Genomic DNA, 15,237 nt, shown 5'->3' with positions numbered 1-15,237 from the left:
AATTTTACTTTTTACGGTTTTTCCGTAACTATAGTGTAAAAATATTTTGTATGTTAGCCGTGGAAAAAACTTACTTATTAAAAGAGATTAACTGCTTCATATCCACGCCAAGTGCGTCGGCGATATGAGTGATATAGATTAGGGACGGGCTGATCCTGCCGTTTTCAATACGGCTGATATAGGAGATGTCCAAATCGCTGTCGATAGCAAGCTGGGCTTGAGTAAAGCCTTTGTCTTCGCGAATTTTCTTAAGGTTGGCTCCAAAATTTTGTAAATATTCTTTGTCTTTGTCCCTCACGGGACAAAAATCAGATTTATGAAAAAAAATATTGTAGGACGTACGTCCAAGTTAAATATAAAATGAAAAATAATAACAATTTTTCTGTTTTGCAGAACTCTTTTAAAGTAATCTTTATTGTTCTTTCTTTTGCAACGCATATGAATGGCCAGTCTTTACCGACACCAAGCCTGCCCATAATAGTGCCTGCCGTTCCTACCCTGAAACCTCAGGGTATGGATAATTTCCTTACTCCATCCAATACTCCCCCATCATCAGGCAGTAATTACCAAAACCAGCAGAACCAGCGGATTATGGATGAGGTCAATCAAAATGAAAAACTGCGGGAACAGACAATGCAGGGTATTCAAGCTGATATCGCCCAGTTCGGCGGCACACCTCTTTATGATCTGCCTTCATGGTCCACTGCCCCAGGAGCTGAGCATTACAGGAGTGTATTTGACAAGATGCTTGCAGTTAATGTGGACAATTATTCTATTAAAGATATAAACTTCCAAATTGAAAATGCATATTTTAAAAACCAGCTAAGTAAAGAAGAGTTTGACAGAAATATTAAGCAGACTGCGGATTTTATCTTAGCAAAAATGAAGGATAGAAACCTTGATAAAAATAGTAATACAGCTAAAAACTTCATGCTTTTCGAATTCTTTACTCAACCAATGGAGGTTAAAGGATTTAAAGAAAAACACTTTCCTATCAAATATGATTTTGAGGATTATTGGGGTAGAGAGAATTGGGCTAAAATGTTTGTAACAAAACTATTAAAGACAAATACTGGCCAATGCCATTCCATGCCTCTGCTTTATCTGATACTCGCTGAAGCTATTAATGCTGAAGCTTATTTAGCAATATCCCCAAATCACTCCTATATAAAGTTTCAGGATGAAAAAGGGAAGTGGTACAACTTAGAACTGACAAATGGAATGCTTACCGTCCCATCTTTTATTTTAAACAACGGGTATATTACAGCAGAAGCAATACAGAACAAAATCTACATGCAAAACCTAACCAAACAGCAATTGCTCTCGCAATTTTATACTGATCTAGCTAGTGGATATGTGCATAAATTCGGTTATGATGAATTTGTTGAAAACGTAATCAATAAAGCTCTTGAATTATATCCGACCAGTATAAATGCTAATATGGTTAAAGCCAATCTTAATACTGAGCGTTTACAATATGTTGTTAAGACACTAGGAATTGACACAACGACTCAGCAGGGAAGAGAAAAGATACTTAACTATCCGCATGCAGTAGAAATACTAAAACAAATGCAGATACAATATAAGGTAATTGATGAATTAGGTTTTCAGTATATGCCGGCAGATGCCTATGAAAGATGGTTAGGGTCACTTAAAAATGAAAAAAACAAACAAGATAGTGAAAGAGAAAAAGAGCAATTAAAACGTCTATCCAAAGCTCTAAAAAACTCAAATAATAAGATAAATAAAAATAAAACCTGATGACCAAAACCGCTTCGCTCATTCTTCTAATATTGTTTTCGAAGTTTTGTGCTATTGCCCAAAATAAAGAAAGTTTATTTGAAGACAGTTATGCTTTGCTTAACAGCATGATTGAAAATGAGCATAATTATAATTTTAAAAAGGCTGTCTTTTCTGTTGAAAATGCCTATTTAGATGGGAGTTTAGATACTACTTTTGTTAATTCGCAAATTAACTTAATGCATGTATTAAGTAACTCAATCATAAAAAGTAAAAAACTTGAATATAGTGAAAGAGATAAAGATATAGTCAACAAACGTGCTTCAATATTTTCAATCTTATGTGATACATTGCCTCTAAGTATTGATGGTAAGATTTATACATACCAGCCATTCGGCTATGACTTTAATGACGTTTTCGGTCACAAGACTACGGAGAATCTTTTTGTTTCAAAACTAATAAAGACACACAAAGGTAATTGTCATTCACTGCCATATCTTTATAAAATTCTCTGTGAAGAAATTGGTATTGAAGCCAATTTAGCATTAGCACCAAATCATATTTACATCAAACATCGAAGTATAAAGGATGGCTGGTACAATACAGAGTTGACAAGCAGAATGTTTCCAATAGATGCTTGGATAATGGCCTCAGGGTTTGTTCACGTCGATGCAATAACGAACGGCGTTTATATGAAAGCATTAAATAATAAGGAGACTATTGCCTTAGTGCTGGTTGATTTAGCAAATAATTACAATTCTAAATTTCCAGATAATGATGGAAGTTTTATTTTAAAGTGTACGGAAACTGCAATTAAAAACTATCCAAATTTTGCAACTGCCTTGATCTTACGAGCTGAAACTCGGTATAAGCAAATAGAAAAAAATGAGGATAAAACAAAACGCGATTTACTCTTTAAAGATTTGCAAAAAGAATACGAACATATTCATCAAATTGGATATAGAAATATGCCGGAAGATATGTACTTCAATTGGTTAGTTTCTTTGAAAGAAGAAAGAAGTAAATATGAAAACAAAAAATTAAATACCTTTAACAAAAATTAATTCGTATGAAGAAGTACTACTTTTTAATTTTAATTTTGTTCACAGTTGGAACATTATCTGCTCAAAAAAAAGAAAAACTTTCTAAAGAAGAAAAAGCAAGGAGAGAAAAAAATATTCAAGCAGGAAATCCTTTTATAAAATATGGCAGTAAAGCGCCAGTTGCTACCTTAAGCAAAGGGAAATACTTAGAGGTTCAAGACCTTGATAGTATTGTGACAATTGGTACAATGCGCTGGCATGTTGATAAAAAAGAAATTGTTGGCAGAATTAGTGTTGATACATTAAATATTGATGCACAGCCAATTGGAGATACTGCAGGGAGATGGATGTCTATGGATCCATTAAGTGAAGAATTTTCGAGTTGGTCGCCATATAATTATGGGAAAAACAATCCTATATCTAATATTGATCCGGACGGAAGAGCTGCTGACGACTGGAGGAATAAAGCTGGGCAATTAGTTTATGATCCTAAAGCAAATGGAGGAAAAGGGGATTATACAGAACATGCCACTAAAAATGAAAGGAATTTGGGAAATGCTTTACAAGAAACCGCCACAGGACGAGAGCAGTTTAACAAACTTGTAAACTCGGATATTCCTACGACTGTCATAATAGATACACAAAATACTCCAAAGGACGAAAATGGAGTAATGATTGCGGGTGAAACAGGTCCAGTACTTTCAAAAAATGGAAATGTTGCACAAATGAAAGACGAAACAGGTAAGGTAGTCGGTTTAAAACCCGCGGGATTTGAAATTACTCTATACTCAAAAAATGCTGGTGCGTTAATTGATGGCAATGCTAAAGGGGGGGCTGGTGTTTACGGCAAAGAGCTGCCGAAGGGTACAACTTTCACTCAGCTAATGGGGGTTATTTTTGGACATGAAATAGAACATGCCACGCCCCAAGACTTGCTAAATGGATACAAAAACCCTAGCAATGAAGAAGGGCCTGCTACTAAAATTTCCGATAAAATTATTGATGAGTTAAAAAAGTAAAAAGATGAAAAACTTAATTTTCACTGTAGGATTTCTATGTTTGATAGGAATACATTCAGCAAATGCTCAAGTAGCTTCAGACTCTCTTAAAATTACTAGTGATAATTGTGCTACAAAATTAGCTAAGGAGTACATGGTTAAAATGGGTACGATAGATCAAGTGCCAAAAAAAGATCTTTTATTGAGATCTTCTGAATTGTTAAAAGGGACCGACTTTGAAAAAGAATCAAATGGTGTTTTTCTAATATCGACATTTAATGCTCACAGGCGTAAATTAATTGTATTAAAGAAAGAAAACCAAATTAAGCTATTAACCTTTAATAATGTTGGAGAATCACTGATAGAACTGATTTCATTTTTGGATGATTCAAAAACCAGTAATGATGAATTGTTAAAATATCTAGATGCAATTCAGGTCTATTTAAAATACTCTGAAAAAACGATAAAAGCCGGCAATAAAATAAACAATAGTGATTGGCTCAAATGTGAATAGAATTAACAAAAATGTTTTTTCGCAAATTTCTTATTAGAGTAAATAACTAATTATGCCAAGGAAAAACTTAGCTCTGATCTTTTTTATTTTTTTTGCATCCTGTTCTCTTACTAAAGTTAAAGATGTTCAACAAGAACCTCTATCTGAAGTAACCAAAATCGAATTTTTAGATGATGGTAAGCCAATCATTTATATAAAGAAAGATACCCTAGAAGGGATCATAATTGAGTACAGTAAAATGTTGGAAACAAAAAAGGATGTAAAAATTGGAGTCGGAAAAAAATATCTTATTTCACTCACACGAATCGACAGAAACTACAGAGGAACCACAAGTGAATATATCATAGCTTCTTCAAAAGGAAATGAAAAAGTTATTTGGAGCCGCAAAGATAGCCTACCATTAATTTTATACCGTGCCAATAATATTAATGGATTATATATTAATGAAGAATTGTATCTGAACAAAAGATAAAAAGTTTCAGGATTTACATTTTTCACTGCCTCAAATTAAGCTAACAATGAGAAAGTTCATTTTAATATCAACAATGCTAGTAACCAGCTTTTTTTATTCGCAGAGTAAAGAATTAGAACAGATGTACGGTGATTTTAAAATTACGAGTATTGATTCTACTGAATATTATTTTTTATATAGAGCAGTTGATACCAGTAATACTGATGTGATGATTCTAGCAAAAAAATTAAAAAAAAAGGAAGTGAGAAAATTAAATAAACATTATTCTAGCTACAAAATAAAGGTTGGCGGAATTTATAAGTTGAATTTGATAAGTATGACTACGAGCATCGGATACTTACCAACCAGTAATATTAATATCGACGGGAAAATTGTTTGGGAGCGAGATAAAAGTAGATACTATGTTTTTGAAACCAAATCTCTAAAAGGCCTCTATTATCATTTTTGATTGGAAAAATATTGAAAAATAAATTTATGAAGAAATCTTTGATTCCTCTCTTTTTAATTATGTATCCGGTTTTCATTTTTGCGCAGACCAAGGAAGAATTGGAATTTACTTTAAGAAGTATAAAAGGGGATTTTAAAATTACACGTATTGATTCTTCTAAACACTTTTATACGATTAATGCACTCAATGAAAGCAGTATGCGAATATTAATTTTGCAAAAAAAATTAAAGAGAAAAGAATATAGAAATCTAAATAAAGAATCCCAATTTGATAAACTTGTCGTAGGTAAATCTTATTATTTTAATTTAGAAAATTGGTTTTACAATTTTGCAATAGTCGGCTCTCCTAATGATCAAATTATTATTGATGATAAAATAATCTACGATAAGCAGACCAGTCCTTACTTTGTGTATGAAACAATTAATTTAAAAGGTATTTATTATCTTCCAAAGTAGAAACCTAAAAAGAAAGAGTTAGTTTATTTCCAAATACTACAATTTGTCCCTGACCAGTCTTAACAGACTGGTTTTTTTTTGTGAGTTGAGAAAAATCGAATCAATCATTTAATATTGGTTAGCAAAAAAAATAGCAGCAATTCTCTAACTATACATTTTAAAAATTCAAGAAAATTTCATTTTCTACCTAAGCTAATCTACATTTTGTTTTTAAATTATTATACACTCATTTTTTATCTTAACATAAGAATTAACCACGCTTCCATAAAAATATTTTGTTCTGCCGGACGTGCGCTGATTTAATTTGCATATCCGCCAAGACTATTTGTAAGACGGCTTTTCCTACAATGGCAGAATCGATTATTTTAATTTTCTATTATAATCAAGACTGGCAGACCCATAAAACGTGTTTTTAGTACAGCAGTACTAAAGATCATTATTCCCTTTCAGTGATAAACTTCCCTGGTAATTTTAACTCATTGAAAAACAGGTAATTTTACTCAATTTAAAACGAAATATTTCGATTAATTTTAATCTGTTAATCACATAAATTATATAAACTATGAAAACAAAATTACCATTGACGTTATTATTGATCATTACATTGAGATGCTTTTGGCATGGCACTCCCGCTGATCAGCACTGTGCTACAGCAATACAGGACAATATTAAAAGACGCTTTTTCCAAGAAAGCTCTCTGATTATCTAAGCTAATTTGAAAATAACCTAAAATAAAAACTATGTCAGATCATATTAAAAAAATATCCTCGATCATCAGAGAGATGTCAGGCAACACAAATATCGAATTATCAGATTCGGGGAAATTTTCCATGAAAAATAAAGATAAGTATGTAAACGCATCGCTTGGCTTCGATGGCGATTCCTATCTTCTTTTTGTTAATGATCATAACTACAGCGAAGCTTACGTGAAAAAGGCAGTAAAAAACCAATTTGATAAGCTAGGCATAAGCAATTATATTATAAATCTCAGTTTGCATTCAGGCGATATTATTTGGATATATCCAAATGGCAATACCGGAGTTATGCACTTACCGGCGGGCACTTGGTATTACCGTCTCAACAATGGTCCCCTTAGGTGCAATGAAGGCCTTGGAACTCTGGGAAGGGATTATAACGCTACTTTTATTGATGCAAAAAAAGATATATGTGACGGAGGGTCTACTTTGACTAACTATTATGTAGTAAAACTCAATTAACCTAAAAACAATCATATGAGAAAAATATTCCTTTTAGTTGCTGCCAGCTTTCTCTTGACGAATTGTGCAAAACCTTTGCTTAGTAATTCACATTGCGGAAAATATCATTATAAAGAAGCGAAAGTTAGCCCTATCAAAAGCAGTATAGGCGTAGTTCCTGCTGAAAAAACGGCTGAAGCGGAAGTCCGTATAACCGCAAAGACATTTTTTGATCTTGATAAAGATGTTCAGAGCAAGCTGATTGAATCTTACGCAAAGAACACCAAAACGGGGCAGGGAATTTTAGACCTTCTGCGCATGCAGATGATGGCTGCGCCTCCTGCTGCCCCAAAGAACTCTCAAACCGATTTCTCAAAAATCACTATCAGACTTTATTTTTCCAACTATAAAAAATACTATTTGGACAGTCTCTATGTGCACCCTAATACACGGATGGAGATATTGAATACAACTTTATCAATAAAAAATGCAGATCCTGTACACATATATTCAATCGACAGGCTGGCAAATGAGCTGGAGGCCGTAGATATGGGAACTTTGAGCCGCAAGCAAAATGTAAAATTTGATGCGGAAGTATCGCCAGAATTTAATGTTATGAGTACAACTGCCAAAACTACGTCAGATGATACAAACACGAAAGAAGATACCACTAACAGCTATGATGGGGATAAGCTGGCCAGTTCCTCAAAAAATCAGAATATCTCTGGAACAAAAAAAGAGAGATCAGTCGAGAATGGTGCTAAAGCAACAGCGAAATTAAACTATAATAATGAAGAGGAAATAAATGAGTCCATGAAGCTGGCTTTCAAGAGACTGAAAACGGGATTTTCATTTAACGACAAAAACCTTACTATCAGCCAGAGAGGATTTCCCCTGAATGATATTGTCGATAATACCGTTATAACTGCAACCCTGGCAATTGACAATACCGGAGCAAACAGGGTGGCCGATGCAGCTGTCACCGTTTTTGGCGGTATGTGGGATTCACAGGGCAACCCTTCAAAAGTAAACGACATCGCAATAACGCAAAAAAACATAACCTACATTAAAAAACTCGCTTCCGGAAATGAAATCGTTCTTTCAGGCTCTAGCGAAGGAATGCTGCGTGTGGCAGGAAATGACCGCCGTAAAACAAACTCACTTGAATATGACGACCTAGTTACCTTTTACTCATTCAGTGACACCATCAATAATATAAAACTGAATCTTAACCAATATGCAAAAAGGGTGTACAGAGTCTGCATAAAAGACAGCAGAGGATCAAAATACTATTTGTATGTTGCATCGGCAGCCACTCTACCCAAACCTGTGGCCTATTTTGAGGATGATAATTATCCAGAATTCCTGTTTTGGCTCAGTAAAATAGTACAGTCCGACAAAAAGAATCCGCTGCTTACCAGTAAATATGATTTCTACCTCGATAATGGATCAGCCAAAGTCAAAGTTGCCGGGAATATTTCTGATGCCGATTTCAAAGCGTTGAAGAATTTCATGAAGGACATGACATTCGAACTTGAAGAAATATAATTTCAACCTGAAGAACTGTCTCAAAAAGCGAGACGGTTCTTTTCTATTTTTTTTAAATCCGTATGTTTGTCAGACATATTTACTTTTTTCTCCATACCATCTTTAAAAGGTCCAAAAGCTGTTTATCATATTGCACTTGTGCCTACTGCATAAAAATGACAAAATTACATCAGTATCAAATCGCTTTTAATTTAACAGGAAAATACAAATAAAAAAGATTAAAAATCTTGCATTTCACTTGCGCCTTAATGCCATTTTTAATACATTTACATCTATTATGTACATTGACTGAATGAAATTAAACTGATCTGAGGAAACGAAGGGCTACAAAGTAAGTCATTTTAAATGAGACCTATTCGGCTACCCTTTTTGGAAGAGTACTTGAGAACACCAGTAAAATCAACGGATTAAGGAATAGGCAGCTCGTCCTGCCACCCCGACAAAAGTCTTTTCAAAATTGAAAAGACTTTTTTTTTGCTTTAAACTTAATTGTAAAACTAAACGGCTATCACGTCCCGATTGCGATCGGGAAAACAGCAGGTTCTCCCGAAGACTTTCGGGACTGCCACCCCGACAAAAGTCTTTTCAGTTTTGAAAAGATTTTTTTTGTTTAAAAAAACAAAACTTTACGTCTTTGCTAACTATTTCCTAAACGAAGTAGACACGAAATAAATAGCATTAGCCACAAATTCACAAATTTTCTTGCTAAATACTTTATTTAGTATTATCCGAATTAATTCGAATAAATAATCGCAAAGATTTGAAAAATAAAATTCGTGAATTCGTGGCGAAAAAAAATCGTTCTTATTATTTCTCCATACTTACATAAGAAGGATAAGATTCACTATTTGGTAAAGTAAACTCTTCATCAAAAGGCTGAACACCTTCTCCGTTATTATATAACGCAACTCGCTTTGCACCAGTCGCAGTGCTTCCACCCGTGCTATTAATAACATTTTGAATATTTCCCGGCCCTGCAAAACGAGTAATACACATTTTTTCCAATTTCACATTCGGCCTATTCGGGATTTCAAAACCATTTTTCTTGTTTACATTTCCATCTGTTCCTGTAAAAACAGCGTAAGATCCCATTCCTATTGTATGATGCTCTTTTACAGAATTGGCCACTTTAAAAGCCGCGTACCCGTCAACCCTGCCTCCTTGACTGCTCCAACTTGCTTGATTTGGCGCATCGTACGGAGGTTCATTTTGAAAAAAGAAAACTCTACCACGCTCTCCAAGCCATAAAACTTCATATTCTTGATAATGCTCAACAAACAATCCATAAAGTGTAACATCTTTACCGGCAACAATGAGTCCATTTTTGCATCTGTCTCTCGTCCATCGCAAATCGCCACCTTTTTGCGAACCGTGATCGGCACGCCATAACCAGAAATGATCGCCAACGACATTACTACTATTTATTTGCATCGAAACTTGAATTTGAACATTCTTCGACTGAACACCGCCAACTCTGCATGTTATATCGCTAAGCAAAATAGGATCAGCTGCATGATCTGAATTTGCACCTTCATTACCAATTCTAACCTGATAAGTTGTACTATTTAATGAGTCCATTAAAAGTCCAGCCATAATAATTCCGTCTTTATCATCAGCATAAATACAGCCCCAAGTATTTTTTTCAGTTGGTTCTAAAGTTACCGAAGCAATTCCTGCACCCAAAAGAATAGCGTCTTTTCTGTTTACTTGGATAGGCGCATTTAATTGATAATGTCCTGGAGTGAAAAATATATTTTTACCCGCTTTCAGGGCAGCATTAATTTCTACATCAGTATCGCCTTCTTTGGCAACATACCAACTAGTAATCAAATCTTGAACTTTTCCTTTTCCCATATCTGTTGCAGACCAAGAAACCCCCACTCTCTCCTTTTGCCAAGCTGGAACAAAAACTTTATATTCTCCGTCAGCATCAATAAACAAGAAAGGTTTTTCTCTTATAATAGGAGTGTTAGAAACTGGAGAATTTTTTTCATCTGCTTGTGGAGGATTTACGCAACCCTGCCAAACCATATTGTACGATCCACCCATAGCACCAGAACCCGTAGGAAATACAGCATTTCTAGTATACCATTGTTGCTGTCCTTTCCAATTTGGTCGATCGGTTGTGTAATGCGAATCGGCAATAAAACCTCCGCTTCCCCAGAAATTTGTATCTCCAATATCTGAAATGTATTTTGAAGTGCTTTCAATCAACAACCTCCTTGCGCTTGTAGATTGAGAAACCGTCCAGGAAAAATCTCGCATTATGGCAACATTTTCTACAGAACGCCAAAAAGTACAAGTGGCATTTGCACCACCTGAAAGATGAGGCCGTGTAAATATCGCTCCCAATTTAACATCTGATGGCAATTTCCCCAAACCTCCGATATGAGAGTAAAACCCTAATTCGATTGAATTAGCCTCCGCCGAAGATGCCGAACCTGAACCACCGACATCATAAGTCTGACCATTCACATTTGGTTTGAAATAATAGGCCTGACGTTTTGTTGTCCATTCACCATTTGCGCCTCCTAAACCAATACTGCTAAATTGGGAATTAATATCATTTTTGGCCGTTTCTACTTGTTCATATTTTCTATCGTAGAAATACATATGTTCTCCAAAAATCTGATTTTCTAAAGAAATAATTATAGTAAAATCGTTTCGGGTAACTTTATAATAGTTTTCATATTTGTCTGTATTAGGCCGATTATCGGTAAATGTCATTTTAGAAGTTGATCCAATCAATACAAAGTCTGATGCAAGACGACTTCCTCCCCTAGTAACTATATAATTTCCTGAAGAACCAAAAGCTGACCATGAAAGCGTTATGCTGTGTTTTTTCTTATTATAAATAATTTTTCGCTCGATCTTATTTTCTTGTTTTATTTCCACAGATGAATCTGGAGAAACAAAGCTGAAGAAAAAAAGTACTGACACCAATAGTAGAAAAATTGAGGATACTTTTTTAATCATAAAAATGTTCGTTTTTGTGGTTTGATAGTTTGTAATAATGGTACTTTTTTAAAAGCCCAAAATAGCAATAATCTTCAACCAGTATCTTCACTTATTTCTTATCAAAAACTATACAAATGCCCAACTTTGTCTTTTAATAACACTTATAAACCTTCTTGGAGGCATTCATTTTCACACAATATTGTTCTTTTGCCGGCCCAATAAAAATGAAATAAAAATGAAAAAGATAGCATTATTTATAGCCATAATTTTTTCTACAATCACAATCGCACAGCAAAAAAACGACACCCCTATTGATTCATGTTTATCAACTAGAAAAAGCATATTTTACAAGAAAAATGCTCACGCTTCTTATTATCATGATAAATTTAATGGAAGGAAAACAGCTAGTGGAAGAAAATTCAACAACGATGAATTAACCGCAGCACATAAAAAATTTCCTTTTGGAACCATATTAAAAGTAACAAATGAAATAAACAAGAATTTTGTAATTGTAGAAATTACAGATAGAGGTCCTTTTATTAAAGGAAGAGAAATTGATCTCAGCAAAAGAGCATTTATGAACATTGCCAATAATAAAAAAAGCGGACTAGTTTATGTCACCATTGAAATTCTAAAATGATCAATTTCTTCAAGCAATATCCCTCATCTGCCTTTTTATTGCCGAAATACCAGCAAAATTTACTAGAATACTATTACCGATTTTATTCATAACCGAAATTATTTTCTGCCGAACACCCATCATACAACGAATAAACAAACTTTCACAAATGTTAACAAAATAGATTTTCAAAAACCATAAATAATTGTATTTTTACGGTTCAAAATTCAGAAAATAAATGGGCAAAATCATTGCTATTGCTAATCAAAAAGGAGGCGTTGGAAAGACTACTACATCAGTAAATCTTGCTGCCTCATTAGGTGTTTTAGAAAAAAAAGTATTGTTAATCGATGCTGATCCTCAAGCCAATGCTACATCTGGCCTTGGAATTGATGTAGAAACAGTTGAACTTGGAACTTACCAAATTCTTGAGCATACTGCAACACCAACAGAAGCCGTTTTAAAATGTACAGCTCCAAATGTCGACGTGATACCTGCTCACATTGACCTTGTTGCTATCGAAATTGAATTGGTTGACAAAGAAAACCGCGAGTATATGCTTAAAAAAGCATTGGAAGCTGCAAAAGAAGAATATGATTTTATCATTATCGACTGTGCACCTTCTCTAGGCTTGTTAACCTTGAATGCTTTAACAGCAGCAGATTCTGTAGTTATCCCTATTCAATGCGAGTATTTTGCACTTGAAGGATTAGGAAAATTATTGAACACTATTAAGAGTATTCAAAAAATACACAACCCAGATCTTGACATCGAAGGTTTATTATTAACGATGTACGATTCAAGATTACGTTTATCAAATCAAGTTGTAGAAGAGGTTCAAAAACACTTTAACGACATGGTTTTTGATACTGTAATTCAGCGAAATGTAAAATTAAGTGAAGCGCCAAGTTTTGGTGAAAGTATCATTAATTATGATGCAACCAGCAAAGGTGCGGTAAACTATATTCATTTAGCTCAAGAAATTATAAAGAAAAACAGCAAATAGTTTTTATGACAAAAGCAATTAAAAAACAAGCCTTAGGAAGAGGATTATCAGCATTATTAAAAGATCCGGAAAACGACATTAAATCAGTAGACGATAAAAATGCTGACAAAGTTGTTGGAAACATCATTGAGCTTGAAATAAGTGCGATTGAAATAAATCCGTTTCAGCCTAGAAGCAATTTTAATGAAGAATCGTTACGCGAATTAGCCACTTCTATTAAAGAACTTGGTGTAATTCAACCTATTACTGTTCGTAAATTAGATTTCAATAAATACCAATTAATCTCAGGAGAACGTCGTCTTCGTGCTTCAAAATTAGTAGGACTTACACATGTTCCTGCTTATATTCGTATTGCAAACGACAACGAATCTCTGGTTATGGCTTTGGTTGAAAACATTCAACGTCATGATTTAGACCCAATCGAGATTGCGTTATCATACCAACGTTTAATTGACGAAATTCAATTAACTCAAGAGCAAATGAGTGAAAGAGTTGGAAAAAAACGTTCTACAATTGCCAATTATTTACGTCTTTTAAAACTAGATCCGATTATTCAAACTGGTATTCGTGATGGCTTTATTAGCATGGGACATGGTAGAGCAATTATTAATATTGAAGATTTAGACGTTCAGACTGATATTTATCAAAAAATTGTTAGTCAGAATTTATCTGTTCGTGAAACGGAAGCTTTGGTTAAAAATTACCACGAAGGGCAACAACCAAAAGCGGAAGGAAAACCAAAAGCAGAATCTTCATTTGTGGTTAGAGAAACTCAAAAAAACACTTTCAACGATTATTTTGGTTCGAAAGTTGATATAAAAGTCGCTGGTAACGGAAAAGGAAAAATCACAATTCCATTTAATTCTGAAGCCGACTTTAACAGAATTATAAAATTAATAAACGGATAGTGAATAAAATTGTCCCCATCGGTCTATTGTTCTTTCTAACAGGAACCGTTTCTCTTTTTGCCCAGGTAAAAGAAGACACGGTTTTGGTCGTAAAAGACACTACTGTATATCAAGAAATAGACCCGCTTACACCAGCAAAAGCAGCTTTTTATTCTGCCATTTTACCCGGTTTAGGCCAAGCATACAATAAAAAATACTGGAAAATTCCACTGGTTTACGGAGCAATCGGAACCAGTTTATATTTTTATATAGACAACAATAAAAAATACCACGATTATCGAGATGCCTACAAACGTAGATTAGAAGGCTATAATGATGATAACTATCAATTTTTGGACGACAGCAGACTTATTGCCGGACAGAAATTTTACCAAAGAAACAGAGACTTATCTGCTTTATTTGTCGTTGGTTTTTATGTCTTAAATATTATCGACGCCAATGTTGACGCCGCTTTAATTCAGTTTAATGTGAACGAAAGACTATCAATGCGTCCAGAAATTTATCCTGCCGATGTAACATTAAAACCAAACGTCGGACTAACTTTTAATTACAAGTTTTAATAGATTAAATTCTATTTAAAAAATCAAAAAAAATAATCATAATGAAAATTGCGCTTTTAGGATACGGAAAAATGGGTAAAGTAATCGAAAGAATTGCTTTAGAAAGAGGTCATGAAATAGTTTTAAGAAAAGATGAGTTTAACACTTATGACGGACTTTCAACAGCAGATGTTGCCATTGACTTCAGCGTACCTTCAGCTGCTGTAAGCAACATTTCTGCTTGTTTCAACAACAATGTACCTGTAGTTTCAGGAACAACAGGATGGCTTGAGCATTATGACGAAATGATTGCACTTTGCAATGAGAAAAAAGGAGGTTTTATCTCTAGTTCAAATTTCAGTTTAGGAGTTAATATTTTCTTCGGCTTAAATGAATATTTAGCTAAAATCATGAGTCAATTTGATTCTTATAAAGTTTCAATGGAAGAAATCCACCACATTCACAAATTGGATGCTCCAAGTGGAACAGCGATTTCCTTGGCTCAAGGCGTAATTGAAAACAGCAACTATGCTAATTGGACTTTAGAAGATGCGAAAACAAACGAAATACGTATTGAAGCAAAAAGAATTGGAGAAGTTCCTGGTACTCACACAGTAAACTACGATTCTGCAATTGATAGTATAGAAATCAAACACACCGCTCACAATCGTGAAGGTTTTGCTCTTGGTGCTGTTATCGCCGCTGAATGGCTAGCAGGAAAACAAGGAATCTTCTCAATGAAAGATGTATTAAACTTACAATAAATTGACTAAAATTCAGAATTATTAAGATT

Annotated in this window: 16 protein-coding genes; 14 read left to right on the top strand and 2 right to left on the bottom strand. The window is 34.2% G+C overall.

The window, feature by feature from the left end; genetic code table 11:
* Window positions 1-70: 70 nt before the first annotated feature.
* Window positions 71-298, bottom strand: a complete 228-nt coding sequence (locus K6T82_RS18160; protein WP_223708769.1) for a helix-turn-helix domain-containing protein — start codon at window positions 296-298, stop codon at window positions 71-73.
* 62 nt (window positions 299-360) lie between these two features.
* Between K6T82_RS18160 and K6T82_RS18155 the strand changes: the two genes are divergently transcribed.
* The 9 genes from K6T82_RS18155 (at window position 361) to K6T82_RS18115 (ending at window position 8,414) form a co-directional block, all read left to right on the top strand.
* The gene (locus tag K6T82_RS18155) at window positions 361-1,761 is read left to right on the top strand and encodes a hypothetical protein (protein WP_223708767.1); all 1,401 of its coding nucleotides are present in this window, start codon (window positions 361-363) and stop codon (window positions 1,759-1,761) included.
* Entirely contained in the window at window positions 1,761-2,804 is a 1,044-nt protein-coding gene (locus tag K6T82_RS18150; RefSeq protein ID WP_223708764.1) for a hypothetical protein, read from the top strand. The genes K6T82_RS18155 and K6T82_RS18150 overlap by 1 nt, the downstream gene beginning before the upstream one ends.
* Before the next feature lie 5 nt (window positions 2,805-2,809).
* Window positions 2,810-3,802 carry an RHS repeat-associated core domain-containing protein gene (locus K6T82_RS18145; protein ID WP_223708761.1) on the top strand — a complete coding sequence of 331 codons (993 nt, stop codon included), beginning with the start codon at window positions 2,810-2,812 and terminating at the stop codon, window positions 3,800-3,802.
* 4 nt (window positions 3,803-3,806) lie between these two features.
* Entirely contained in the window at window positions 3,807-4,295 is a 489-nt protein-coding gene (locus K6T82_RS18140; protein WP_223708752.1) for a hypothetical protein, read from the top strand.
* A 52-nt stretch (window positions 4,296-4,347) separates the two neighbouring features.
* Entirely contained in the window at window positions 4,348-4,767 is a 420-nt protein-coding gene (locus K6T82_RS18135; protein WP_223708744.1) for a hypothetical protein, read from the top strand.
* A 46-nt stretch (window positions 4,768-4,813) separates the two neighbouring features.
* Window positions 4,814-5,215: a hypothetical protein gene (locus tag K6T82_RS18130; protein WP_223708742.1), complete on the top strand. Its 402-nt coding sequence runs from the start codon at window positions 4,814-4,816 to the stop codon at window positions 5,213-5,215.
* A gap of 26 nt (window positions 5,216-5,241) precedes the next feature.
* Entirely contained in the window at window positions 5,242-5,670 is a 429-nt protein-coding gene (locus K6T82_RS18125; RefSeq protein ID WP_223708740.1) for a hypothetical protein, read from the top strand.
* A 740-nt stretch (window positions 5,671-6,410) separates the two neighbouring features.
* Window positions 6,411-6,887, top strand: coding sequence for a hypothetical protein (locus tag K6T82_RS18120; RefSeq protein ID WP_223708738.1), 477 nt, complete (start codon window positions 6,411-6,413; stop codon window positions 6,885-6,887).
* Window positions 6,888-6,902: 15 nt separating this feature from the next.
* Window positions 6,903-8,414, top strand: a complete 1,512-nt coding sequence (locus K6T82_RS18115; RefSeq protein WP_223708736.1) for a hypothetical protein — start codon at window positions 6,903-6,905, stop codon at window positions 8,412-8,414.
* Between the two features lie 807 nt (window positions 8,415-9,221).
* Here K6T82_RS18115 and K6T82_RS18110 read toward each other — a convergent pair.
* Complete coding sequence (locus K6T82_RS18110; RefSeq protein ID WP_223708726.1) at window positions 9,222-11,390, bottom strand: glycoside hydrolase family 55 protein; 2,169 nt, start codon at window positions 11,388-11,390, stop codon at window positions 9,222-9,224.
* A gap of 217 nt (window positions 11,391-11,607) precedes the next feature.
* Here K6T82_RS18110 and K6T82_RS18105 point away from each other — a divergent pair, with 217 nt between their 5' ends.
* From K6T82_RS18105 to dapB, 5 genes are all read left to right on the top strand, one after another.
* A complete protein-coding gene (locus K6T82_RS18105) occupies window positions 11,608-12,012 on the top strand; it encodes a septal ring lytic transglycosylase RlpA family protein (protein ID WP_223708724.1) in 405 nt (134 codons plus the stop codon).
* Window positions 12,013-12,229: 217 nt separating this feature from the next.
* A complete protein-coding gene (locus K6T82_RS18100) occupies window positions 12,230-12,997 on the top strand; it encodes a ParA family protein (protein WP_223708721.1) in 768 nt (255 codons plus the stop codon).
* 5 nt (window positions 12,998-13,002) lie between these two features.
* Window positions 13,003-13,905 carry a ParB/RepB/Spo0J family partition protein gene (locus tag K6T82_RS18095; RefSeq protein ID WP_223708719.1) on the top strand — a complete coding sequence of 301 codons (903 nt, stop codon included), beginning with the start codon at window positions 13,003-13,005 and terminating at the stop codon, window positions 13,903-13,905.
* Window positions 13,905-14,465, top strand: a complete 561-nt coding sequence (locus K6T82_RS18090; RefSeq protein ID WP_223708718.1) for a DUF5683 domain-containing protein — start codon at window positions 13,905-13,907, stop codon at window positions 14,463-14,465. The genes K6T82_RS18095 and K6T82_RS18090 overlap by 1 nt, the downstream gene beginning before the upstream one ends.
* 41 nt (window positions 14,466-14,506) lie before the next feature.
* On the top strand, window positions 14,507-15,208 hold the full coding sequence (dapB, locus tag K6T82_RS18085; protein ID WP_223708715.1) for a 4-hydroxy-tetrahydrodipicolinate reductase: 702 nt from the start codon (window positions 14,507-14,509) through the stop codon (window positions 15,206-15,208).
* Window positions 15,209-15,237 lie beyond the last annotated feature (29 nt).

Origin of the sequence: Flavobacterium potami (assembly GCF_020026915.1) — a bacterium.
GTDB classification, from domain to species: Bacteria; Bacteroidota; Bacteroidia; order Flavobacteriales; family Flavobacteriaceae; genus Flavobacterium; species Flavobacterium potami.
Note: the sequence above shows the minus strand (reverse complement) of the source record. Positions and strands in the feature narration are given on the sequence as shown.

Coding starts and splice junctions, on each gene's coding strand:
- K6T82_RS18155 (WP_223708767.1), top strand. CDS start 361: ATGAAAAATAATAACAATTTTTCTGTTTTGCAGAACTCTTTTAAAGTA.
- K6T82_RS18150 (WP_223708764.1), top strand. CDS start 1,761: ATGACCAAAACCGCTTCGCTCATTCTTCTAATATTGTTTTCGAAGTTT.
- K6T82_RS18145 (WP_223708761.1), top strand. CDS start 2,810: ATGAAGAAGTACTACTTTTTAATTTTAATTTTGTTCACAGTTGGAACA.
- K6T82_RS18140 (WP_223708752.1), top strand. CDS start 3,807: ATGAAAAACTTAATTTTCACTGTAGGATTTCTATGTTTGATAGGAATA.
- K6T82_RS18135 (WP_223708744.1), top strand. CDS start 4,348: ATGCCAAGGAAAAACTTAGCTCTGATCTTTTTTATTTTTTTTGCATCC.
- K6T82_RS18130 (WP_223708742.1), top strand. CDS start 4,814: ATGAGAAAGTTCATTTTAATATCAACAATGCTAGTAACCAGCTTTTTT.
- K6T82_RS18125 (WP_223708740.1), top strand. CDS start 5,242: ATGAAGAAATCTTTGATTCCTCTCTTTTTAATTATGTATCCGGTTTTC.
- K6T82_RS18120 (WP_223708738.1), top strand. CDS start 6,411: ATGTCAGATCATATTAAAAAAATATCCTCGATCATCAGAGAGATGTCA.
- K6T82_RS18115 (WP_223708736.1), top strand. CDS start 6,903: ATGAGAAAAATATTCCTTTTAGTTGCTGCCAGCTTTCTCTTGACGAAT.
- K6T82_RS18110 (WP_223708726.1), bottom strand. CDS start 11,390: ATGATTAAAAAAGTATCCTCAATTTTTCTACTATTGGTGTCAGTACTT.
- K6T82_RS18105 (WP_223708724.1), top strand. CDS start 11,608: ATGAAAAAGATAGCATTATTTATAGCCATAATTTTTTCTACAATCACA.
- K6T82_RS18100 (WP_223708721.1), top strand. CDS start 12,230: ATGGGCAAAATCATTGCTATTGCTAATCAAAAAGGAGGCGTTGGAAAG.
- K6T82_RS18095 (WP_223708719.1), top strand. CDS start 13,003: ATGACAAAAGCAATTAAAAAACAAGCCTTAGGAAGAGGATTATCAGCA.
- dapB (WP_223708715.1), top strand. CDS start 14,507: ATGAAAATTGCGCTTTTAGGATACGGAAAAATGGGTAAAGTAATCGAA.